Origin of the sequence: Paraglaciecola psychrophila 170, assembly GCF_000347635.1 — a bacterium.
Taxonomy (GTDB): Bacteria; Pseudomonadota; Gammaproteobacteria; order Enterobacterales; family Alteromonadaceae; genus Paraglaciecola; species Paraglaciecola psychrophila.
The window spans coordinates 737,719-761,355 of sequence record NC_020514.1 but is presented as its reverse complement, the minus strand read 5'-3'; the positions used below and the strand labels follow the sequence as shown (position 1 = coordinate 761,355).

The following is a 23,637-nucleotide window of genomic DNA, read 5'->3' as shown; positions in this document are numbered from 1 at the left end:
AAATAACTAACCGCAGCAGACTCGCGGCGCCCATTTTTTTTGCGTTACCTGATACATGCCAATACCTTCTTGGTCACCATCATTGAAGTCATCATTCATAGGATATCCGGCTTCTTTAGATGCTTTAAGCATGGCAATAGTAATTGGATTAGGATCATTCAGTTCCCCAACATACAGAGGACCATCTGCACCGTGAGCCGCAGACTCACCTCGTGAGTTACTCTCAGACCTTTTAAACATTGGCAGCACATCAGCATAACTCAACCCAGGGTTAGTTTCGCCCCAAGTGTCATATGTTGACGTATGACCACGCTGGTAAATCATCGCATTAATTGAGGAGCTACCACCGAAGACCTTCCCACGGGGAATATAGAGTGTGTCGCCGCCTAACGCTGTTTGTGGTGTAGAGGTATAATTCCAATCCAACGGTGTTTTGAACAAAAGCGGGAACGTCGCGGGGATATGTATATACTCATTGGTATCAGCAGGCCCAGCCTCTAATATCAATACTTTATTCGCTGGGACTCCTGACAGACGAGCTGCAACCGCACATCCTGCGGATCCAGCACCAATCAGGACATAATCATACTCTTCAGCGGAAGTAGCTTGAGCATGAGCTGCGCTTAAAAAAAGCGGTGCTTGCGCAACAACAGCGATTGCCGCCGCTATCTGTAGAAACTCACGACGTGAAATTTTGCCCACATTAAAATCGCTATTCAGCTGAGTTTCTTTTGAACTTTTATAGCGCTTTTAGCTGACATGTTTTTTAAAAATTGTCTTCGGTTATGATCGGTATTTGACATATTAGGAACTCTAATCGGCTTTTATTTTGCCTAAATAGAAAATAGCATAATAAATGCACTGAAATAAATAGGTTTATTTCAGTATGCTCAAAGCTGCCACTGCCTTGGATTGATAGAACGCTCTAAAAGATAATAGACTCAGAAATTAAATCAGGTATGTTATAACGAAAAATTCATCAATACCTAACATGGCTAATCTAATTATTCTTTGGGTGTCACTTGCAGGTATATCAAATAAAAATTAACGAACCGACGCCCACTTATATTTTTAAATGGTTAGTCTTTAGAACGATAACCCTCATTTAGCTTTTCAGTATTGGGGCGCGCAATATAGGTAGCGTGGCGCATAGAGTCATAACGTTACCCGTAGCGCTGTTTTTGACGACTATATTTCTCTACGAGATGACTTGCTTCAACTATTACCCCCCATTAGACACTGCGATATTAGTCTATCCATCACTTCCCATTTGGTATTTCTTATTGGTATAGGAAACCTATAGAAGTGGACACTGTGGAATTATAAACAAATAACGATAGATAATGATGCGGTCTCTTAGTCGCTTTATGTGCACTTAAGACACTTACCCTCGGGCTCAAAACCTAACTCACTAAGATTGATGGAGCATCTATTATTGTTTGATCATTCGTCGAGTAACCTCAGAGGATGCTGACCATTAACCATGCCCATAAAAGGAGAATGAATCGAATAACCTACTAGTGCGCGAAGTTCTGGAGAAAGTTTTTTTACCGTCTCTTTTTTCAATTCTAACAAGTAATTTTCCTGTTGACGCATAAATGCCTCACAATATTGATGTGTCACAGCAAGTCTAGGAGATTTAGCATGGTTTTCACCACCGCTATGCCAAGTTGTTCCAAGAAAAAATATAACAGAGCCGGCCGGCATCACCGCTTTAATAACACTGTCAGGAGTGGGTCGCTGCTGACCATCCCATTTATGACTTGCTGGTACAACTACCGTCGCACCATTTTCCTCTGTGAAATCGTCTATAGCCCAAATACTGGCCGCACCTAGCGGTGGTCTAGGCCTAGGGATTTGATAGAATGAATCATCGTAATGATAAGCTTGTTGCTTTTCGCCAGGTAAAATATTGATCACCTGACTTTGGCTCAGCAGAAAGTTAGGTCTAAACATTAAATCCATCAACCCCAATAACCTTGGATGGTCTGCCAAACTATCGATGCAACGAGTTTTTGCCAACACGTTATATAATCGTTGCGTTCTTTCCCCCTCAAATTCATTTCTACCCTTGTGCGACATTAAAGGCAGGCAAGTGGTTTTAATGTCATTACACTGAGATGGGGTAAGCAATCCTTTAATAATGACATAACCATCAGACATTAAACTTTTGAAATCTCGATCAATCAACGTCGACTTTCGATCCGCAGATGGTTGCAGTTGTTTGAATTTTTTAGCCAGATCCCTGTCCGAATAGTCCTTAATATTGCCTTCAATTTTCATAATGTAATTATCCTCATTAATTGATCTTCAAGCTTAATACATTACAGATTAAATGTGTATTCAGAGGATTTACCAAGAGATTTACCAAGCCACCCAAGATTTACCAAGCCACCCATAATAGATTTTGAAAACCAACTTCAAAAAAAATCGTTTTTTTGTATTGAAATGGATGTAATTGACTGAGTTATGACGTTAAGCGTTAGTTTATGGCTAATTGCTGGGAGTAAGAAGTGTTTTACGGATTTGTAGACACAGCTATGCCTTGTTGACTATAAGTTGACTGGTTTATTGCGGTTATGCGCAGCGCAGCAAGGTTTTCGCTTTACCCATACCTCGAATTCGTTGATGCCCGGTGTGCTCTTTAAATTGATTCATCATTTGCTCTGCTCCGGCAGCATAACAAAAGTGTTTTTCAAACTCAGTGGTGAGGGTGAGCCATTGTTCGTCTGATAAGCCTAATCTTTGCAGTATGGCTTGCTGTTGCTGGTCAATATGCCCTGCTTTGTCATCTCGGATGACTCTTCCTGTGATATCGACTAGCTCACAGTAGTCTTTAAGGGAAAAGGGTATACCTTTGGGCATATCTTGTCTGGGGTTGCCGACAAAAGGCATCAACACATTTTTAATAGATGGCTGTTTTATCGATTCTAAACGTTTTTGAATGCCCGTGTATTTTGATGTTTCAGGCGTATCCGCTATCTTGGCTCGGATCGGATTCAGGTCAACATAAGCCATACAAGACAGCAATGCTGCATCATCTAGTAAGGCTTGAGATTTAAACCGACCTTCCCAGAACCTCCCCCTGCAGTCATCTTCTTTGTTCGCCTCTCTGGCTATGTGTTCATTGAGATTACGCATGAACCAGCTTATGTCATGTAAGCGCCTGCGATACTCGGTGATGGTGTTATCTAAGGTCTGCTGTTGTCCTTGGTTTATCGTGTCTCCTCTAACAAACATTTGGGTAAGCAATGTGCCTCGATGCAAACGATGCCAGCGCTGAGCCACGTTATTATCTGACCATACCTGCGTTCGTTTCACATCCACATGTAACACCATATGCACATGATTACTCATCACCGCATAGGCACATATGTCTATGGCAAACACTGAAGATAAAAACAACATCCGCTTTTCAACCCATTCACGGCGGTGTTCAAAACTTTGACCTGAGTATTTATCTACACCGCACAAAAAAGAGCGCCGCACACAATTGGAAATACAATGGTAATAAGGGGTATCGGTTAAACTAATTTGGCTGCTACGTGGCTGGGGCATGACATCAATCCTTTGATTTAATTCCTAATTAAAGCGTAGTTCGTCTTGGTAGTTAGTCAAATTGTTATGGGTGGCTTGGTAAATAATGGTTAAGTGTTTTTTAGTATTAATCTATAGGTTTGTACTTTGACGTAGAGTTAAGTCAATATTTGCGACGGTGATAAGTCAACGCTAAATAAATAAATAAACTGTTTGATGCTATCAGTTTGAATTGGCTCGCGACTATCGAATAATAGGCCTCGATTTTTGTCAAAATTTAAATCTAGTTAAACCACACGAAACTCTTCTATTAAAGTTGTTTGGCAATGCACAAACAAACCATATTCAGACGGATTGAATTTACGTTGTGACAACCTTAAAGTAGCGCCTGTTTTAGGTGGCTGTGTTACATAACTAGGCTCACCCCATTTTAGGTATTCTTCGATTTTTCCTATTTCATCAGAGCTTGTGGCGATTTCAAAAATCCATTCCCGAATGGTTAAAAAGGCCTGTTTGGTATGAGGCGAGCGCTTATCAAATACAGGCCTTATCTCTGAGTTTTAAAGTCCATCATTCATACTCTGATTAATCAGTTCAATTGCTTTACAATATTATAAGCATAGATAGAGTCGAGTTTGTTTACCGCCACTCTATCACTCAGACCAAGCTTAGATAGTCCTGACAGTACCGCTAGTTTAGCTTCCTCAATAGGTGAACTCATATGGTACAAAGCTGCATTTTTTCGGGCGTTAAGTTGAATATCACGTGAACGTGGTAAGCGTATATTTTGATAGGTTTGTAGTGCTGTGTGGGTATCAGTATCACTTGCCAAGCAATGCGCCAAAGCATAGCTATCCTCAATTGCCATAGCTGCGCCTTGAGCTAGAAATGGCAACATCGGGTGACAGGCATCGCCTAAAAGGGCAACGTTGCTATCTGTCCATTGATTAAGAGGTTGTCTGTCGAACAAAGCCCATAGAAAACATGATTCTGTCGCCGCTAATAATTTTGTGACTTCTGGATGCCAGCCATCAAATGTCTGTCGCAGCTCGTTAATATCACCAGGTTCATTCCATGATTCTTTTTGCCAGTCAGTACGTTCTTGTACGGCTACAAAATTAACTAAGTCACCGCCGCGCAGATAATAACTAACAAAGTGTTTGCCCGGGCCTACCCATAAATTGGCATTTGGTTTAATTAATTCATAGGGAAGTTTCTTTACTTCGACCACTCCTCGCCAGGCAACTTGCCCGGTGAACTCTGCGGATGTCTGGCCTAGCATACAAGCTTGTACTTTTGACTTAATGCCATCAGCACCAATTAATACGCCTGCTTTTAGACTTTCGCCGTTTGCAAGATGGATAGTTAAGTTTTGGAAATCATGCTGATAACTTTCAACAGCTTGACCTAAGTGAATACTTACCTCCATACTCTGGCAGGCATCGAGCAAAGTGCGGTGTAAATCAGCACGGTGAACATGCAGATAATCCGCCCCGTATTTTTGAGTGGCGGTATCCGCTAATGGTACAGTGAAGTAGGTTTTTCCGGTTTGATAGTGACGCATTACTGCTGACTTAGGTCTAAATGCCTTAGCTTTGACTTTGTCAGCGATACCTAGAGCTTGTAACACATGTATTGCATTGGGGCTAAGTTGTAAGCCTGCTCCTACTTCCCCAAGGTGTGAGCTTTGTTCGTAAATCGCTACATCAAACCCATGTTTAGCCAGTGCCAACGCAGCACACAAACCGCCAATACCTGCCCCTGCAATAACAATTTTTTTGCTCAAAGTCACAATCCAGCATTTTAGTCTCGTTTGCGCCAGATAGTAATATGGTTGTTAGCTGTTTGGCTAGTACGTTGATCTAATTCAAACTGGCTAGTCACTTGTGTTTCTTGTAGCAAATCAAATTCAGCTGACATAATTTCAAGCAAATGTGCTTCGCTGCTTAGGTTTTCACCATTTCGTTTAAAACCGCCAATCCAATACGGTACGTCTGTGATAGACACATCCCAAGCATAACTGCTACCTAACACTATTACACCACCCGGTTTTATGCGTCGACCAAGTTGTTGTAATAATTCTTGCGGTTGATAGCTGTATTCGATAACACGATGGCAAATCGCTAAGTCGTATCCGCCGAACTGTGGTTTTAAGTTAAGCCCATCGCCTTGTGCAAAATGTAAGTTTTCTGGTGATTGCTCAAATCCTAAATTTTCTAGGGTTACTTCATGGAAATCGAAAATTTCACCTTGAGTAGGCATGGCATAACGTAATTGCCCTTGCTCTTTTAAATCAAGACAGTGTTGAATATGTCTTGCGGTAAAGTCTACTCCATCAACATGATTGGTTGTTTTGGCTAATTCAAAAGATAAACGACCCACACCACAACCCATATCGAGGACTTTGCTGTCTGGCGTTATATGGGGCTGCACTACTTTAAGGATTTTCTGCAAGTCGTGGTCTTCTTGATGACTGGCCGCACCAAAGTGATGGTGTAATTGTTGACTAATATCGGTTTGCATCTCACATTTTGTCACGGCTGTGATAGGTACTTCCTGATGTATGCTTGAAACATAACGAAAACCTGAATGTTGATGGAAATGACGACGAAATGCATACCGAGAATCACGGGTTGCCTCGTTACCGGTAGACATCCAGCTACCACCTTTAATGAGATTATGCTGGCCATCAAAGGTAGGTGTTGAAAAATCATCGTATAACGGATGAACTTTAAACCCTTCATAACCATCTATTGGGCTTTCTGTCCATTGCCATACGTTACCAATTACGTCATAAAATTCTGTCTGCTTAAATTTATCCACGGGGCATGATGAAGCAAAATGTTCTAGGTTGATGTTTCCTGGAGCTTTATCCCAATCAGCTAAATCTGTATCTAATTGGTCGCGCAGCACTTGCCATTCAGCTTCCGTAGGCAGGCGAACAAAGTCTTCACTGTGACTATCTTTCCAGTTACAAAATGCCTTGGCTTCAAGATAATTCACTTCGACTGGCCAACTTAAAGGTAAAGGAATTTCCTCGGTTAGATTTCTTTGCCAATACTCACCATTTTTACGTCGCCAAAAACGTGGCATTTCACTTTCAGAGAAGCCTAGCCAACCTTGTCCCTCTTGCGTCCACAAGCTAGGGGTTTTGTAGCCACCAGCATCTACAAATTCCATAAACTCTTGGTTAGAAACTAAATATTGTGAGGCAGAAAAATCGCTTACATCGATCGGTAATTGACCATACTCGTTATCCCAACCGTAAGTTACGTTGGTATCTGGCTTACCTAGTATTAAAGACTTACTGGCAACATTTAATAAAGCATTATTGGGTGCTATACCAGAGTCTGTACAATCTTTCCATACGTTGGATGAAGTTAGATACTTGGTATCGAGCATGCGCATGATAACCGACGATGTTTCGATGTGAATACGCTCATGCTCACACCCCATGAGGATAACCCAAGCTAATGAATCCTGAGTAATAGGCAATGTTAGCGGCATCATATCAATTAAACATGATACGGTCTCTTTCACTTGATCACGATATTCAGACACGTCTTCAACACTCGGCCATTGATAATTACCCGGCGACAAATCGTCCCAAGACATTTCATCTACACCCACAGCACAAACAGACTCGATTTGGTTATTAATACGATGTTGAATAAATTTGCCAAGCAATAATTTATTTACATAAAAAACAGCCGTATGTCCGTAATAAAAAATTAACGGATGACGTAATGGTTCTGGGCGCAGTACAAAAGCTTCGTCTTCATTAATTAAAGAAAAAAGTGATTCGTAAAGCTCCCAAGTTTGCTCAAAATATGCTCTGAGTTCAGCCCGCTTACTTTCAACGTCAGTGCCTGTTAAGAGCGGAGGCTTGTCTAATATAATTAATTTTTGTTTAAGCAAAACGTGCTTTCCTAATTTTTATCAAGTTAAATCAACCCAAACATTGTTAATGCAACTTTTATGAATATCACGTAATAACCGTTAATTGGTATTTACTAAGCATTAATTCTTTAATCTTTACACCCAAGCACAGTTCTTTATTATCGGGCATGTCTTGGCAGTAATAATCTATCTTGTTTGCAAACCAGCTATCATTTTCAAATAAAGATAGCGCACCTAATTTTTTTTGCCCATCTTCTTTACTATGGTGGTCATACAAAGACACGGGTAAAGCTTTATCTTCAAAATTTGGCAACGCTTCTAATTGTTGCCATTTACTAATACCTTCAAGAACGTTTATAAGAATAAACAACATATTCAAATAAGGATCATAGTTTTTACTGGTTGCACCAATCCTATGCTCTACTCGCGCTGTTTTTCGCCAGTCACCAGCATAATGTAGTACTGAGTTGTCGGCAGCAAAAAAAAGGGGTTCTAAACCCATTGCTTGATTGTGTTTACCTATTTCTTTGTACAATGCAATACTGCCTTGATGCCCGCCAGACAGTACCACTGGGGAACTGAGCTCAGCGTCCAATTCATAATCTTGACGTAACGCTAAACGTTTAAAAGCATCTTCTTCGGGCAAAAACAAAAGACAACAATTATAGCTATTCACCAACAATTCATATTGTATCCATTCACCTAGACCTTGTTGAGCAAATAAATTTTCACCCTGATGGTTTTTAACGCTGACATTCATTTGAATCGCATTAGGAATATGTACTGACCGAGTATCCAATGAAAAAATTGCGCCAGACCCCCGCACGTAACGACCTTTATCTGCTCCCCACGCAACGGGTGACATCATCACTTTAGCAGCACCATGCTTGCACATTAATATAGGTAAAACCCGCATAGCATGGTCTAAGTTTTGCGCTTCTTTTAAGGGTGACTGACCATTAAAAAGCGATACAAGCTCCCACTGATTTTTCCAATACTCGGATTTCAGCTCACCGTCTATGTTCAGTTTCGCAAGCATCTTGTTAATAGTTATATAATCAAGCTTTTTATGATCACTGCGAAGTTCACACACTCCTTCCAACTCGAAGTGCACTAGGGCTTTAAAACCTTTCGCTTCAAGAATATTTAGCAGGTGTTGGATAACATTTTGTATCAACATAAAAAGACATTGAGCACTTTTATTGAAGGGTGTGTTTAATTATAGTAAGGGGAACCAGATAACAATCAAGTTATTTACCGCGGCTGTGCTTATATTGTGTTTTGCAATAACCACGCAAAATACCTTCAGGCCTCAAAGCAAGATGTTTAGTTTGTCTGCCCCGCATGCGTTTTCGCCATACTTTGAAGGAACCAATTTTAAGTTCACTACGCATGATGTCGATTAGCTGATTAGAATTAACGCCAAATAATCCCTCTATAGCTTCGAATGGGGTTCTATCTTCCCAAGCCATTTCGATAATGCGCGATTTTTCTTCAGTGTTAAAATTTTGTATAGTTTTCTTCATGCCATCCTTACGGATAAAGAAAATATCTGGTTCACTAATTTCAAAAAAAATAACAATAATTCGATCTAGAAACACTTATTTTCAGTAACATATGACCTATAGTCAATACTTGGAGTGTTATTTATCACAGCATTAACATTGGTTTGGTTTCGTCAGGATTTGCGTTTACGAGATAACCCAGCTCTAACCTACGCTAGTGAACGCGGGCTTGTTATACCGCTGTACATTTCTGATACTGATTGCCCCGAACATTTTGTACCTGGTAGTGCCAGTAAATGGTGGTTGCACCAATCACTTAGTTCTCTGAATGATTCATTAAACGGTCAGTTGCATTGTCTAAAGGGTGATGCGAGCAAGCTACTAATTGAATTTATTCAGCTACATGACATCAAAAGCGTCGTCTGGAATCGGTCCTACGAGCCTTGGCAAATAAAGCGAGACACTCAACTTAAGCATGCTTTAATTGAAGCAGGTATCAATGTTCAAAGTTTTAATAGCCATTTATTATGGGAACCATGGCAAGTATTAAAAAAAGACGAGACACCTTACAAAGTATTTACGCCCTACTATCGTCGCGGTTGTTTATCTAAAGCTTCCCCAAGAATGCCGGTTGAAGTGCCAAAAAACTTACAGATTGAGTATTTTCCAGAATCAGATAAAGGCTTGGACTCACTTGAGTTAATGCCAGATATTAACTGGCACGGTACCATTGAAAAAATGTGGACGCCGGGTGAACAAGGTGCCGCAAATCACCTCAGTGATTTTTTACCTGATGGCGCTAAAGAGTATAAAAACAAACGAGATTTTCCGGACTTAGGTGCAACATCCAAACTATCAGCACACTTGCATTTTGGTGAAATATCTCCGAATCAAGTTTGGTATGCGGCCATTGATTCTTTAAATGGCAATACCGAAGACGTAGGCTTAGATTGCTATTTAAGTGAATTAGGATGGCGCGAGTTTTCACATTCTTTATTGTTTCATTTCCCGCACATTCCACAAAAGAACTTCAGCCCTAAGTTTGAGCATTTCCCGTGGCGCACTGATGACAATTCACTAAAAGCCTGGCAACTAGGTCAAACGGGCATTCCAATCGTCGATGCAGGTATGCGTGAACTCTGGCAAACCGGCACTATGCATAACCGCTTACGTATGGTGGTGGGCTCATTCTTAGTGAAAAACTTATTAATTGATTGGCGCAAAGGAGAGCGTTGGTTCTGGGATTGTTTATTAGATGCAGATTTAGCGGCCAATAGCGCAAGCTGGCAATGGATAGCGGGCACAGGAGCCGATGCTGCACCTTATTTCAGGATTTTTTAATCCCGTCACTCAAGGGCAGCGTTTTGACCCCAAGGGCGATTACGTTAAACGTTATTGCCCAGAACTTAGCAAATTACCTGATAAATTTATCCATAACCCATGGGATGCCCCACAAAACATTCTCAATTATGCGGGTATTAAACTAGGTGATAATTATCCTAGACCTTTAGTTGATTTAAAAATATCACGGCTGCGTGCTCTTGATGCGCTAGCACAATCGAAACAGCAACCAGATGAAGAAACACTCTAAAATGGCTACCCTCAGACTTATACTTGCTGACCAACTGAGCAACTCGTTGGCCAGTCTCCAACATTGCGACTTAGACAACGACTGGATCTTAATCGCCGAAGTGCGTCAAGAAGCTATTTACGTAAAACATCACCAAAAGAAAATAGCCTTTTTGTTCTCAGCTATGCGCCACTTCGCTCAGGAATTAATATCTCAGGGACATAACCTTCATTACACCCATTATGACGACCAGAACAATCAAGGTAGTTTATTTGGCGAGGTAGAACGGCTGTGTAAACAAAAAAACATCAATAAAATTATACTTACCCATCCCGGTGAATATCGCGTATTAGCAGAGATGCAGAGCTGGCAAGATAAGTTAAATATTCCCGTTGAGATTTGCCAAGATGACCGATTTTTATCAAGCCTTGATGAATTCGCCACTTGGGCAGAGGACCGTAAGCAATTACGTATGGAGTTTTTTTACCGAGAAATGCGCAAAAAATGGCATTTTTTGATGGATGGTGACAAACCAGTAGGCGATAAATGGAATTTTGACAGTTCAAACCGCAAAGCATTACCCAAAGGTATGTCTCCGCCACTACCCACAAAGTTTGAACCTGACGCCATTACTCAAGACGTCTTGCAATTAGTAGCAGATAATTTTAGTGACCATTTTGGGGAACTTGGTAATTTTCACTTTGCCGTCAATCGAGAAGAGGCATTGGTTGTATTAGATGAATTTGTAGCCCAGCGCTTAATTCATTTTGGCGATTACCAAGACGCTATGGTGCAAGGCGAACCTTGGATGTATCACTCACATATTGGTTTTTACTTAAACTGCGGGCTTTTAACGCCCAAAGAAGTGATTGAAAAAGCAGAGAACGCATATCGAAATGGTGACGCCCCGCTAAATGCAGTTGAAGGCTTTATTCGTCAGGTATTAGGCTGGCGCGAATATGTGCGCGGTTTGTATTGGCTAAAAATGCCAGATTACAAAACTGAAAACTTCCTCGAAGCGACACGCTCGCTTCCTAAATTCTTTTGGGATACAAACACCAAAATGAATTGCCTTCATCAATGCATCAAAGAAACCTCAGAAAACGCATATACCCACCATATTCAGAGATTAATGGTCTTAGGTAACTTCGCCTTATTAGCAGGACTGCACCCTGATGAAGTCAACGAATGGTATTTGATTGTGTATGCTGACGCCTATGAGTGGGTAGAAATGCCCAATGTCACCGGCATGATCCTCTTTGCAGATGGCGGCTTACTGGCTAGTAAACCTTATGCAGCCAGCGGTAGTTATATCAATAAAATGTCTAATTATTGCAAAAGCTGCCATTATAAAGTGAAAGAAAAAAATGGCCCACAAGCCTGCCCATTTAACTATTTATATTGGGATTTTTTAGACCGAAACAAAGAAAAGTTAGGTAATAATCCGCGTTTGGGTATGCCCTACCGCACCCTGAACAAAATGACCGACGAAAAGCGCCAAGCTATCCAGCGAGACGGCCAAATATTTTTCAAAGCTTTAGACAAAAATGAGAAAGTCTGAGCTGCCCAGCAAAATCTGTCCTGTATGCAATCGCCCGTTTAATTGGCGTAAAAAATGGGAAAGATGCTGGGATGAGGTGAAGTATTGTTCGAAACGCTGCAGTCAAGAGCGAAAATAACGGAAGAGCACTTAAGATATAAAAAGTGTGTCAACCCTCTTATTATTTTACCCCCCTATTTTGCGCGTTCTTTTTTGTCCTTGGGCGCGCTCATCATTACTAAAATAACCAACAACCACTGAACAAAATGTAAATACCCTGAGCTATGTTTGCACAAAAAAATACGATTTAGTATCATGCCGAGAGTGATGCTATCGCACTATTATTGAGGGTTTTCAGCGAATATTTGGAATATGATTTTAACCTCTACAACTTGATGGCAAAGCGAAGATGCCTTCTTTTGGATTGCACCGATCACTGCAAATATTATTGCTTTTTTCGATCGTTGATAATCCTCAAGACACCGATAATAAAAAAACATCTAAACTGGCAGGACTCAAAAAATTAAAGTCGGTGGGGGGGGCTAAGTGGTGATTATCGCGCTGACATTTTCGCAATCACGGGATAGAAAACGTGGTCGAGTACAATAGTTGGGAACAACCTATTGGCGAAGTGCTAAAAGGTAGAGTCTCCACGTTACTCTACTCTGAACTACGTGTTTCGGTCACCTGCAAGTTAGCCTAATTTGACTGCTCATCATTCAAAAACACATACACTTATGACATACAATTCAGCTATATGACTATGCTAAAAACCAACCAAAATCGCGAATATGCGATAAAATTAGCAAATGTAGCTGAACGTTTTATGACTTCGCATGCATTCAATCATCTAATAGAACAATGGCTGTTAAAATTGCAGCTTGTGGGAACCAATGTGGATGTTACTAACGGTGTAATAACACTTGGTAAAATAGATGGTAATCAATCGTTTGCAAACCAAATTTGGGTGTTAACACATCTTGAACCATCTTTTAGCGAATACAATGGACGAGGGAAACCTTCCGGTTACACAGTTGAATTAGTCCAAGGTATTTCAACTGAAGCAAGATTGCGCAAGCAAATCATGTTGGCAGCGTATATTAAACGAAAGTAAAATAAAACCTGACGTGTTAGTTTTTGCTTTAGCTCGGACCCAAGACACAGAGGACAACTTCTATTGAATATCCCCGATAACGCAGAATGTCTACTCCGTGTTTGGTCACAAATCAAACCAACAAGACATGAGCATTGATGCTGTTAAGCAATTGCCACTCCAAGGCCAAATAGCAGTTTTTGTCGGCGACTTTCGTGAACAAGTCATCGCAGATTCAGGGCATATCGCTGTTGCCACACCAACATGGCAAGTTGCATTGCAAAAATTTCTAACCGGTGAAGCTAATTATTTGTTTTTCTCAGATGGCGGAATCGACATAATATACTTAACAATTAAAGCACCCTGTACTGATATTACCAGAGTATTTCAGTTACAACTGGCAACCACTTATTTAGCCATTTCAAAGCGTGGAAATTTGCCACAATTAGTTGAAAAGTTGAAGTCCGCAGCGACTAATTTTAAACGAACAGCACAAGTTCCAGCATACATTAATAAGACTACATGATTAGACTTTGACCACAAGCTTCTGATCAAGAATAACTAAACAAAACTATTTAGTGATTAACCTTAGATGCAAAACATCTTTGAATTAGTACCGCTAATATTTGAATAGTACTTCATTAATTGTTTTGGCTATAGGCTAGATAAAACAATTAAGCCCCTTCTATATAGCCTGTAGCCCAGAGCGTTATTATTTTACGCCCTACCCTTCGAACTGGCAATAAAACCACGCCATCCTAGCAATATCAGAAGCAGGCCAAGGTTGAGGGTAAACACCCCGCCTGTGCTGCTTTTTTCTGGATCAAGGGTTTTAACGATTTCATCTACAGACTTTAACGCTATGCCACCTGGGTCTTCAATCGTGCCGTTTGCTATGCCATCAGCATCATTGGGACCACCGTCTTTGATAGTTAAACGCACACAATCGTCGCCTTTACTCAGGCCTCTTGAATACAAATTACTATCTGGTGCTGGGCATACATCGTTATCAGATACAGTTGACGCTAAGCTGTTGTCGGCATTTTCCACAAAATCCTGCCAGCCATTTTCTGCAGAAAACTTTCTATATATGGCAAATTCAGGAATGTTTTGTTGCAAGGGCAAAACAACATCTACTGAACTCCCCACCGGGAGAATGTCACTAATTTCAAAATCGTAATACTCATTTTGATGGTTAATCGTATCAGCGATAATCAACCCTGTAGCTTTGATTTCTTGTTCAGATAACATTACACCGTCTGACTGTTGTAGCCTAGCGAATTTTCCCAAAGCCAGCACAAGACCTGGCTCTGTCTCAACAAACTTAGTGATGGCGGAATTAACATGTATAGGCTGAATATAGGTAACATCTGATACATCCATAAATGCTGGCAGACCATCGAAGTCCTCATCTAGAAAACCTTCTTCCTTATCGGTTAACCCATCGCGATCAACATCACTTTTAGTTAATGCGGGTTGAGTAGCCAAAATCGGAATATGCACAACTTCAGTGGTAACTAAGGTGCCCGGGCCACTATCCGTCACTTCTACTGATAAAGATAAAATATCACTGTTAGTAGTAGGTAAACTTATATTACTAGGGGTGATCACTACCACCATCTGATTAGCACTGACCCGTGCTTGATACTCGGCGGGAATAGTCCATTCAATAATATGTGTATCGCCAAGATTAGAGTCGTCAATGTTTAACCTTAGCTCAATATCACCATCGTCTTTGGCGACATTGGATAACATCAAGCCTCGTTGTGTGACTAAAACGGATAATTTAGGGGCTAGGTTTTCTTCACTCACAGTAATAGTATGAGTGGGTTGTGAGCCTACATTTAAGCCATCACCAAATTCCAAAATAAGTCGCTCATCCCCTTCGTCTTGAAAGTCTTCGTTTAACCTGATATTAACGTAACCAATAGTGCCACTTTCAATCACCACAAACTCATCATCAATACTGTAGTCAAAAGCATCGACATCCCCCACCACTGCAACTGGGATCTTAAATGGATAAATGGGCGAGATACCTGAGAGCACAATCTTTACAGTAGCGATGCCACCTTCTGCAACAGTCTGGTCAGGCTCAAAATTAACTAAAGGATAAAGATTAATCGTTTGCTCTATATAGGCAATATTGCCAGCGTTATCAATTGCTCTCCACTTAACCGGGAATTGACCAGATTTTAACACCTGTATACCACGCTCAAAACCAACAGGGGTAAGACTGCAGCAGTCATCACCATCTAAACCATCACTAGCAGAAATATTGGTCGCCGCCACCAATGCCGCTTCAGTAAGCGTAGTAAAGATATGCTCCGCATTAAGTTGCAGTGATCCTGGGAGGTTGATCTTTGGAGGATAATCATCAACCAGAGGATTTTTATTGTCTAGCGCTTCATCACCGTTTATTACGCCGTCTAAATCAATATCAAGTAAGGCATCATCAGGATCAAGAGTATTCAAACCATACCTGATTTCAAATTCATCGCTCATTCCGTCGTTATCGTCATCGAGATCTGCATTATTACCAATGGTGTCCTTGTCGGTGTCTAACCATTCTAATGGGTCCAAGGGGAAATCGTCTTCTGTATCTAAAAACCCATCATTGTCGTCATTAGTATCGCTATTGTTACCGGTGCCGTCATTATCGGTATCAATAAACTCCGTTGGATCGAGTTGAAATGGATCATTAATATCAGAGATCCCATCACCGTCATCATCTGTATCTGTATTGTTGCCTGTACCGTCACCATCGGTATCTACTGTCTCGGTGCTATCTAGCGGAAAGGCATCATCAGAATCAATTACGCCGTCACCGTCATCATCAATATCAAATACATTTCCTATCCCATCTAGATCCGTATCTTTGGTTTCGACCGGATCAAGTGGAAAGGCATCGTCTATGTCTCTTACGCCATCATTATCGTCATCACTGTCGGCATTATTACCGATACTATCAACATCAGTATCTAGCCATTCAGTGTTATCTACCGGGAATAAATCCAGATTATCGGTTACTTCATCACCGTCATCGTCCGTATCTAAATTATTGCCAATGCCATCTAAGTCGGTATCGAGCCATTCCGATATATCCAGTGGAAATGCATCATCATTATCGATAAAACCATCGCCATCATCATCACTGTCTGCGTTATTACCCACACCATCAGCATCGGTGTCGACTGATTCAAACCTGTTTAAAGGGAATATATCTAACGAATCTTTAACTCCGTCATTATCATCATCGTTGTCTGCATTATTGCCAACATTGTCATTATCAGTGTCTAACCACTCTAATGAATTTAAGGGGAAATCGTCATCGGCATCAATAAAAAAGTCATTGTCATCGTCACTATCAGCGTTGTTACCTACACCATCACCGTCGGTGTCTTTAGACTCAGCAGCGTTGAGTCTAAAAGCATCGATACTATCAATAGTGCCGTCGCCGTCATCATCTGAATCTGCATTATTGCCAACACCATCGCTATCAGTATCAAGCCACTCTGTTCTATCTAAGGAAAAAGGATCATCAGAATCAACGGTGCCGTCGTTATCATCATCGGCATCACCTAGATTATTACCTAAGCCATCGCCATCGGTATCTAGTGTTTCATTACCGTTAAGCGGGAAAGCATCAAAGCCATCGGCTACGCCGTCTCCGTCATCATCTGGGTCGGCAATGTTACCAATGCCATCGCCGTCAGTATCGGTATCTTCAGCCATATTCAGAGGATCAGGGTCAACATTGTCAGGCACACCATCACCATCGTCATCAGTATCGGTATTATTTCCAATGCCGTCACCATCTGTATCAATAGATTCTGTTCTATCAAGCGAAAACTTATCTATACCGTCTTCTACGCCATCACCGTCATCATCGGTATCGGTATTGTTACCTATGCCGTCATTGTCAGTATCGATGAACTCAGTAGGGTCGAGTGGAAACGCGTCAGAAGCGTCAGCCACGCCATCAGCGTCATCATCACTGTCGGCATTGTTACCGACGCCATCACCATCCGTGTCTAAGTTTTCAGCCGGATCAGTTCTAAACGCGTCAACGCCATCGGCAAAGCCATCGTTGTCATCATCAGGATCAGCATTATCACCGACTAGATCGCCATCATTGTCGAAGGATTCAGAAGGGTCATCTGGCAAAAAGTCATTCGCGTCTAATACACCGTCGCCATCATTGTCAGGGTCAGAGTTATTTCCGATGCCATCATTGTCTGTGTCTAAGGTTTCATTGGCGTTCAGCCGAAACGCATCATCTACATCGTCAATACCGTCATTATCATCGTCTTCATCGGCATTATTGCCGACACCATCGCTATCCGTATCGGTTTGTTCATTTGGATCCAAAGGTTTGGCATCATATAAATCGATCACACCGTCGTTATCGTCATCAGCATCGGCGTTATTACCTATGCGGTCACTGTCAGTGTCTTCCCATTCAAAGCCATTCAAAGGAAACGGGTCTATGGTATCTGCAAATCCATCGCCGTCATCATCTAGATCTGCATTATTGCCGAGGCAATCACCATCGGTATCGATCCACTCAAGTGGATCTTCGGGGAAAGGGTCGTAGAAATTAATAACTGGGTCAGCATCTAGATTATTATCATCTCCATCCAGAACACCATCGCCGTCATCATCATTTTCATCAAAATTACTGATGCCATCTAAGTCATAGTCGTAATGGCGAATAGGATCATTTGGAAATATATCTATATTGTCGTCGTAACCATCGCCGTCGGTATCAGTGGTGGTCAAAGGTGGTGGACCAGGGCAGTTAACAGCCTGAGCATAAACGAGTTGCGGCAAAGCCAAACCAATTAAGATAGAACTTAAAAGTGGTAACCTTAACCAGATACGCCGAAGCACTGCGGCAGATTGCAGGTTTAATCTACACATAAACAATATTCATTCCTCACTTATTCACTACGCTTTCTAACCTTCAACATTTATTCAAATGTGATTAGTTACCATAATAAGTTGGGCCAACGTCGAAGTTAAACTTAACCCCCAGAAAAACAGAACTCATGCTGCCAAATTCGGACATCTTAGGAAAGTGTTTTACCCCCATGATGGCAGAGACATTAGAAGACATTTTATAATGGGCTGAAATAGCTAAAAAGCCATTGATATCACCGGTTTCCGAAAAATATTTTTCTTCATTAAGTTCAACCCAAGTAAACTTATTATCGGTTAATGACGCCGCTACTCCTAATTGGTATTCCATACTGAAACGTCTCATTGTAGGGTTTCGAGCTGTGAATTGATGGCGATAAGATAATGATGCTTCAGCGCTATTGATAGGGAATTTCAAATTACTGTTATTCCACTCAACAAACACTTCATCATAGCGACTGAAGCCTAGACTCCAATAAAATGGGTTTTTCCGCGAAAAGTTATCGGCAATAAATATTGAAAATCCTTGAGTCTCATACTCAGTTCCTTGGTGAGCACTGACGTCAATTTCTAGCGCTTGTGTTGGCAAAGAACACACTAATAAAGACAAAACCGTTAGAAAGACGGCTAAGACTTGCCTCTTAATCGAAACGCATCGATCAAACAAAATATTCATAAACACCATAAATTCCTCAGCTTAAAATAACCAGATGCGCCATTTAGCGGAACATTTGCCAGTATTAAACAGAACATTTGCAAGTATTAAACCAACAACGTCTAACAAATCCACATGGTGCAAACAGTCAACATTCCAAGAGCTAACCAAACAAGTTATAGGGTTTACCGTTCTTCAAGTGTTGCCATATTTATTCTCTGTGGTAAAAAATCAAATGATTTTAATGATTGTTAAATCTCTCTGCATATTTTCATCCCAGCCGCATATTATAACGGTTTATGAGTGCTTAAAGACATATACTCCCTAACCTAGAAAAACTTCAGCGGAGAAACCAATGTATTCACCAATTCATTCGATTCACTCTTTGTTCGATCAATTAGGCCTTGATAGCTCCGAGCAAGCTATTAATAGCTTTGTTAGACAACATGGCTCACTACCCGCCAACGTCAAATTACATCAAGCCGACTTTTGGAACACCGCTCAGAAGACCTTTTTACAACAAATGATTGACGAAAATGCCGACTGGGCTGAAATTGTTGATGAGTTAGATGCAAAACTGCGTTGAGAATACGACGTCAAAAGTCAGATATTTTAAAACTTAAGCTATCACTCCGTGACGAATTAGCGGGTCATATTTAATAAGCCACTGAGTCAATTCAGTATAGCGCTCAAGTTAATCCAAACTTGAGCGCTATTTTTATTAAACTACAACTGTTTCTGAGCGGCTTCTAATTCAAGGTTCAAGCGATTTTCTTCATCTGCTTTAGGCTTAGTAAAGCGCGCTAAAGCGAAATACAGCACCGGCGTCAAAAATAGCGTAAAGCCCACCGCCAAACCAAGTCCACCAAATACTACCCAACCAATAGCATTACGTGCTTCAGCACCCGCACCAGTGGAGAGAATGAGCGGCAATCCACCTAAAATAGTAGAAACCAGGGTCATCATGATTGGGCGCAGTCTGACTTTACCCGCTTCAATAATGGCTTCTTTAACACCCATGCCGGCATCACGAAGTTGATTCGCAAATTCCACCAGCAAAATTGAGTTTTTGGCGATTAGTCCAATCAACATCACCAAGCCAATTTGCGAGTAAATATTGATTGATGTGCCAGTAAAATAAAGTGCATAGATAGCCGCAGCAATACCAAAGGGCACGGTTAACATCACCACAAACGCACTATTAAAACTTTCAAATTGTGCGGCTAACACTAACATTACAATTAAAAATGCCAGTATGTAGGTCAACATGACTTGTTGATTTGTTTCTTGATACGTTAGCGCTTCACCTAAGAACACCAATCCGATGCCGGGTGGAAGGGTGCTGTTGGCAAGTTCTCGAATCGATGTGACAGCTCGTTCAATGGTGATCTCAGCGGGTAACTCCATTTCTAATTCTATTGCGCGGCGCTGGGCATGACGCTCCAACTCAGCTGCGACTCCTTCTTCAGTCACGAAAGCCACACTTGAAAGCGGAACTAAACCACCTTTGCTAGAGCTAACGAAGAGATTGAGGATGCTTGCAGGGTCTAAAGAATTACGGTTACTCGACTGTAAAATAATAGGTACCGCTTGGTCGCCCACATTTAAATCTACAATATCATCACCGCTAACTGCCGCTCGTAGCGTTCGAGATACATCATCAAAGGCAACACCCAACTCCTCAGCACGGCGTCTATCGATACTCACCCTTAGTTGTGGTTGAGTCGGTTCGTAAGAAATGCCTACGTTGCCTAATTCTGGAAGGGTATCTTCAATTTGTTTAGAAAAATCGAGGGCTGCTTGGTAAATTTCTAGATAGTTGTCGCCAGTGAGTGCGACTTCAAATCCCCCGCCAAATCCTCTTAAATTCAGGCTATTACTACCAAATGCTCGCCCCGGCGCGCCCGCTACTTGTGACAACATAGGACGCAACTCATCAATAATCTGTTGTTGTGAGCGCTTCCTATCTGCCCAGTCAACCAAAGGCACCGTAATAAATAAAATATTAGGATCCCAGCGGCCCACAACAGTATAAATCGATTCAATTTCGCCTTGGTCAATATTAGGTAAAAGTAACGCTTCGGTTTTTAGGGCTTGCCTGTCCATAAAATTGATACCGGTGCCGTCAGGGCCACGTGCAAATATACGCACCACACCTCTGTCTTCCGGCGGAAGTAACTCGTTGTCTAATTCATTAAACACATAATAAGCGCCAGCACCTATTAAGGTGCAAAAAATGACCACGGCAAGGGAGAACTTTAAAACAAACAGCAAAGCGCGCTCATAACCATTAACACATGCAGTACCAAAACGGCTGAGTAGTCCCGGTTGTTTTTGTTTTGAGACATCGATAGCAGGAATTTTTGCTGTTAGAGCGGGCACTAACGATAACGCGACAAATGATGAAATAACGACACTTCCGGCTAATACACCGCCAAACTCTCTAAATAAGCGCCCAGCGGTAGAGGGAAGAAATGCAATAGGTACAAATACCGCCACTAATACTGCTGTGGTCGCAACGACAGCAAAAAACACTTCACGGGTACCTATCACCGCTGCTGCCCTGGCTCCCATACCCGCGGCTCGGCGTCGCTGAATATTTTCTGATACCACTATGGCATCGTCGACTATCAACCCTGTGGCAAGAACCAAGGCGAGTAACGTCAAAATATTAATTGAAAAACCAAACATCCAAAGAATAGCTAAAGAGCCAATCAAAGAAACGGGGATCGCTAAAGCGGGTATCAAGGTCGCTCTAAACTTACCAATAAACAACCATAACGTTACGATTACAAGACCTATCGTAAACACCAGAGATTGCAGCACCTCATCCACTGAGTCGCGAATAAACTCGGCATCGTCTGAGGTGACAGTCATTTCTAAGTCAGGGAAACGTTGACGTAAACCATCTAACATTGCTAACACTTCATCTGAAATTTCGATAGTGTTAGAGCGTGCTTGCCTAATCACACCTAAACCAATAACAGGCTTACCGTCTAACCGCACTATGCTGCGTAAGTCAGCAGGGCCAAAATAAACGCTGGCTACATCGCCCACTTTAACATTACCTGCAATCACAATATCGCGAACGTCTTGCTCGTTTACAGATGTCGCATCAGCACGCACTATCAATTGATGATCAGTGGAACGAATACTTCCAGCAGGTACATCAAAAGGTGCGGTACTCAATGCTCTGGCCACGTCAGATATAGACAGATTAAAGCTCGTTAAGCGTAAATTATCGACGCTAACCCGCAATACACGCTGCCGGTCTCCATCTAAACTCACATCAGCCACACCTGGCACATTTAAAAATAATGGGGCTAGGTCTGTTTCAACTATGTCAGTCAGGGTTTCTAAATCATACTTTTCACTAGAAATCGCAATGTTGACCACCGCTTGTGCATCATTATCGGCTTTTACAATGGATACTTGCTCGACTTCATCAGGTAATCTTCGCTGAATTCGCGCTACAGATTCTCGCGTTTCGTTAGCGGCATCTTCAATGTTAATGCCAGGACGAAACTCTACGCGAATACGGCTGTTGCCTTCTTCACTTTGTGCCCGAATGGTTTTTACACCACTGACTCTGGCGACTGCACCTTCCAGCCGACTAGTGACTTCTGAATCAACTGTTTCAGGGGCGGCACCGGGATAGTTGGCAGAAACGGTAATTATAGGCCGGTCAACGTCAGGTAATTCACGAATTTCTAAGGCAAATAGCGCGGCAATTCCCGCCGTAACAATTAACAAGTTCAACACTAAAATTAATACGGGTCTGCGTATAGATAATGACGGTAAATCATCTTTGAAAAGAGTACTTTTAAACACTAGCCTGCAACCTTTGATTCAAGTTGTTTTTGAGTCAATTTTATATTATTTGTTTGAGTATTTTGAATATCTAATGCCTGACCATCTCGTAACCCTTGTATCCCCTCTACAATCAGTATTTCGCCTGAACTTAAATCACCGGTCACCAAAATTCGGCCCCTCAACCTTTGTTCAATCTGCACACCGACCCGCTTGGCCTTTTCATTTTCAGCTAACCAAACGAAGGCACCGTTAGCACCCCAAGATAATGCAGCCTCAGGGATCGCTATATATAATTCTCCACGAACTTCTAGGGTGACTCGAAAACTCATACCTGGACGATACTGATCGTTTTGATTATCTAGCAGTGCTCTTGCTCGAATTGTTCTGTCCTGAAGGCTTACTCGGGAGTCAATCTCAGCCACCCTGGCGGATAATAAAGTCAACCTGTCAGTCCAAGGCTGCAATTGAACCATGGGTTTTTCCATCAAATAAGACACCGCCAATTCAGGCGCGAAAAAATTTACAAAAAGTTTGGTTCTGTCATCTAAAGTGGTTATTTCAGTTTGTGGGGTGATGCGATCCCCAGCCTCAACATCAGTCAAACCCACAATGCCCTCAAAAGGTGCCCGCACTAATCGGTCTTCTTTATTTTTTTGCGCTTCAAGCAAGTTAATCTTAGCTAACCCAAAGATGGTGTTGGCATCATCAACCTCACGCTCTGTGACAGCACCCTTTTTAAAGCTGTTTTTCACTCTATCAAGATTCTTCTGGGCATCTTCTAGTTCAATTTCTGCACGCTGCATATCGATATCCTGCAACCGACTGTCTAACTCAAGTAACACATCATCTTTTTTTACAGCCTGTCCCGCAAAAAAGTATACAGACGTGACCTCATCAGAAACACTGGAGAAAAGTGTCACAGACCGTTTTGCCTGGGCCGAACCCACAGCCTCAATTTTTGAAGTCTCATATTCAAAACTTAACTTCTCAACTACAACAATACGTGGACGATCTGCACCGCGGTATTGTGAAGCAGCAGGAAACGTCAGCGTAAGCACTACAAAAGTTACAAATACACTGATAAATGAGAATAAACGAGGTGACATG

16 protein-coding genes and 1 pseudogene are annotated in these 23,637 nt (G+C 41.7%); 6 read left to right on the top strand and 11 right to left on the bottom strand.

The window, feature by feature from the left end; all coding sequences use genetic code 11:
- Positions 1-6: 6 nt before the first annotated feature.
- The 7 genes from C427_RS26665 to C427_RS03335 all read right to left on the bottom strand — a co-directional run bounded on the left by C427_RS26665 (position 7) and on the right by C427_RS03335 (position 8,963).
- Complete coding sequence (locus C427_RS26665; protein WP_015430409.1) at positions 7-702, bottom strand: GMC family oxidoreductase; 696 nt, start codon at positions 700-702, stop codon at positions 7-9.
- Positions 703-1,443: 741 nt separating this feature from the next.
- Positions 1,444-2,283, bottom strand: a complete 840-nt coding sequence (locus C427_RS03360) for a phytanoyl-CoA dioxygenase family protein (RefSeq protein ID WP_007640598.1) — start codon at positions 2,281-2,283, stop codon at positions 1,444-1,446.
- 294 nt (positions 2,284-2,577) lie between these two features.
- A complete protein-coding gene (locus C427_RS03355; RefSeq protein ID WP_007635053.1) occupies positions 2,578-3,558 on the bottom strand; it encodes a transposase in 981 nt (326 codons plus the stop codon).
- Positions 3,559-4,126: 568 nt separating this feature from the next.
- Positions 4,127-5,323: an FAD-dependent monooxygenase gene (locus C427_RS03350; protein ID WP_007642834.1), complete on the bottom strand. Its 1,197-nt coding sequence runs from the start codon at positions 5,321-5,323 to the stop codon at positions 4,127-4,129.
- Between the two features lie 17 nt (positions 5,324-5,340).
- On the bottom strand, positions 5,341-7,455 hold the full coding sequence (gene ovoA, locus C427_RS03345; protein WP_007642833.1) for a 5-histidylcysteine sulfoxide synthase: 2,115 nt from the start codon (positions 7,453-7,455) through the stop codon (positions 5,341-5,343).
- A 67-nt stretch (positions 7,456-7,522) separates the two neighbouring features.
- Positions 7,523-8,617 carry a hypothetical protein gene (locus C427_RS03340; protein ID WP_007642832.1) on the bottom strand — a complete coding sequence of 365 codons (1,095 nt, stop codon included), beginning with the start codon at positions 8,615-8,617 and terminating at the stop codon, positions 7,523-7,525.
- A gap of 70 nt (positions 8,618-8,687) precedes the next feature.
- A complete protein-coding gene (locus C427_RS03335) occupies positions 8,688-8,963 on the bottom strand; it encodes a TIGR03643 family protein (RefSeq protein WP_007642831.1) in 276 nt (91 codons plus the stop codon).
- A gap of 114 nt (positions 8,964-9,077) precedes the next feature.
- Between C427_RS03335 and C427_RS03330 the strand changes: the two are divergent.
- The 5 genes and pseudogenes from C427_RS03330 (at position 9,078) to C427_RS03315 (ending at position 13,671) form a co-directional block, all read left to right on the top strand.
- A pseudogene (locus tag C427_RS03330) lies at positions 9,078-10,533 on the top strand (cryptochrome/photolyase family protein).
- Position 10,534: 1 nt separating this feature from the next.
- Positions 10,535-12,073: a cryptochrome/photolyase family protein gene (locus C427_RS03325; protein WP_034900256.1), complete on the top strand. Its 1,539-nt coding sequence runs from the start codon at positions 10,535-10,537 to the stop codon at positions 12,071-12,073.
- A complete protein-coding gene (locus C427_RS24480) occupies positions 12,060-12,191 on the top strand; it encodes a DUF2256 domain-containing protein (protein ID WP_081589087.1) in 132 nt (43 codons plus the stop codon). Before C427_RS03325 ends, C427_RS24480 begins: the two co-directional genes overlap by 14 nt.
- A 624-nt stretch (positions 12,192-12,815) precedes the next feature.
- On the top strand, positions 12,816-13,166 hold the full coding sequence (locus tag C427_RS03320; RefSeq protein WP_007642826.1) for a hypothetical protein: 351 nt from the start codon (positions 12,816-12,818) through the stop codon (positions 13,164-13,166).
- A 97-nt stretch (positions 13,167-13,263) separates the two neighbouring features.
- On the top strand, positions 13,264-13,671 hold the full coding sequence (locus tag C427_RS03315) for a hypothetical protein (RefSeq protein WP_007642825.1): 408 nt from the start codon (positions 13,264-13,266) through the stop codon (positions 13,669-13,671).
- Positions 13,672-13,862: 191 nt separating this feature from the next.
- Here C427_RS03315 and C427_RS03310 read toward each other — a convergent pair whose 3' ends face one another.
- Together C427_RS03310 and C427_RS03305 are read right to left on the bottom strand one after the other, a co-directional pair.
- Complete coding sequence (locus tag C427_RS03310) at positions 13,863-18,065, bottom strand: hypothetical protein (RefSeq protein ID WP_007642824.1); 4,203 nt, start codon at positions 18,063-18,065, stop codon at positions 13,863-13,865.
- Positions 18,066-18,129: 64 nt separating this feature from the next.
- Entirely contained in the window at positions 18,130-18,738 is a 609-nt protein-coding gene (locus C427_RS03305; RefSeq protein ID WP_226991283.1) for a hypothetical protein, read from the bottom strand.
- Positions 18,739-19,072: 334 nt separating this feature from the next.
- On the opposite strand from C427_RS03305, the gene C427_RS03300 reads away from it, so the two are divergent.
- On the top strand, positions 19,073-19,303 hold the full coding sequence (locus C427_RS03300; RefSeq protein ID WP_007642821.1) for a DUF2789 domain-containing protein: 231 nt from the start codon (positions 19,073-19,075) through the stop codon (positions 19,301-19,303).
- Between the two features lie 140 nt (positions 19,304-19,443).
- On the opposite strand, the gene C427_RS03295 is transcribed toward C427_RS03300, so the two are convergent.
- Positions 19,444-22,548, bottom strand: coding sequence for an efflux RND transporter permease subunit (locus C427_RS03295; RefSeq protein ID WP_007642820.1), 3,105 nt, complete (start codon positions 22,546-22,548; stop codon positions 19,444-19,446).
- Positions 22,548-23,636, bottom strand: a complete 1,089-nt coding sequence (locus C427_RS03290; RefSeq protein WP_007642819.1) for an efflux RND transporter periplasmic adaptor subunit — start codon at positions 23,634-23,636, stop codon at positions 22,548-22,550. Before C427_RS03290 ends, C427_RS03295 begins: the two co-directional genes overlap by 1 nt.
- Position 23,637 lies beyond the last annotated feature (1 nt).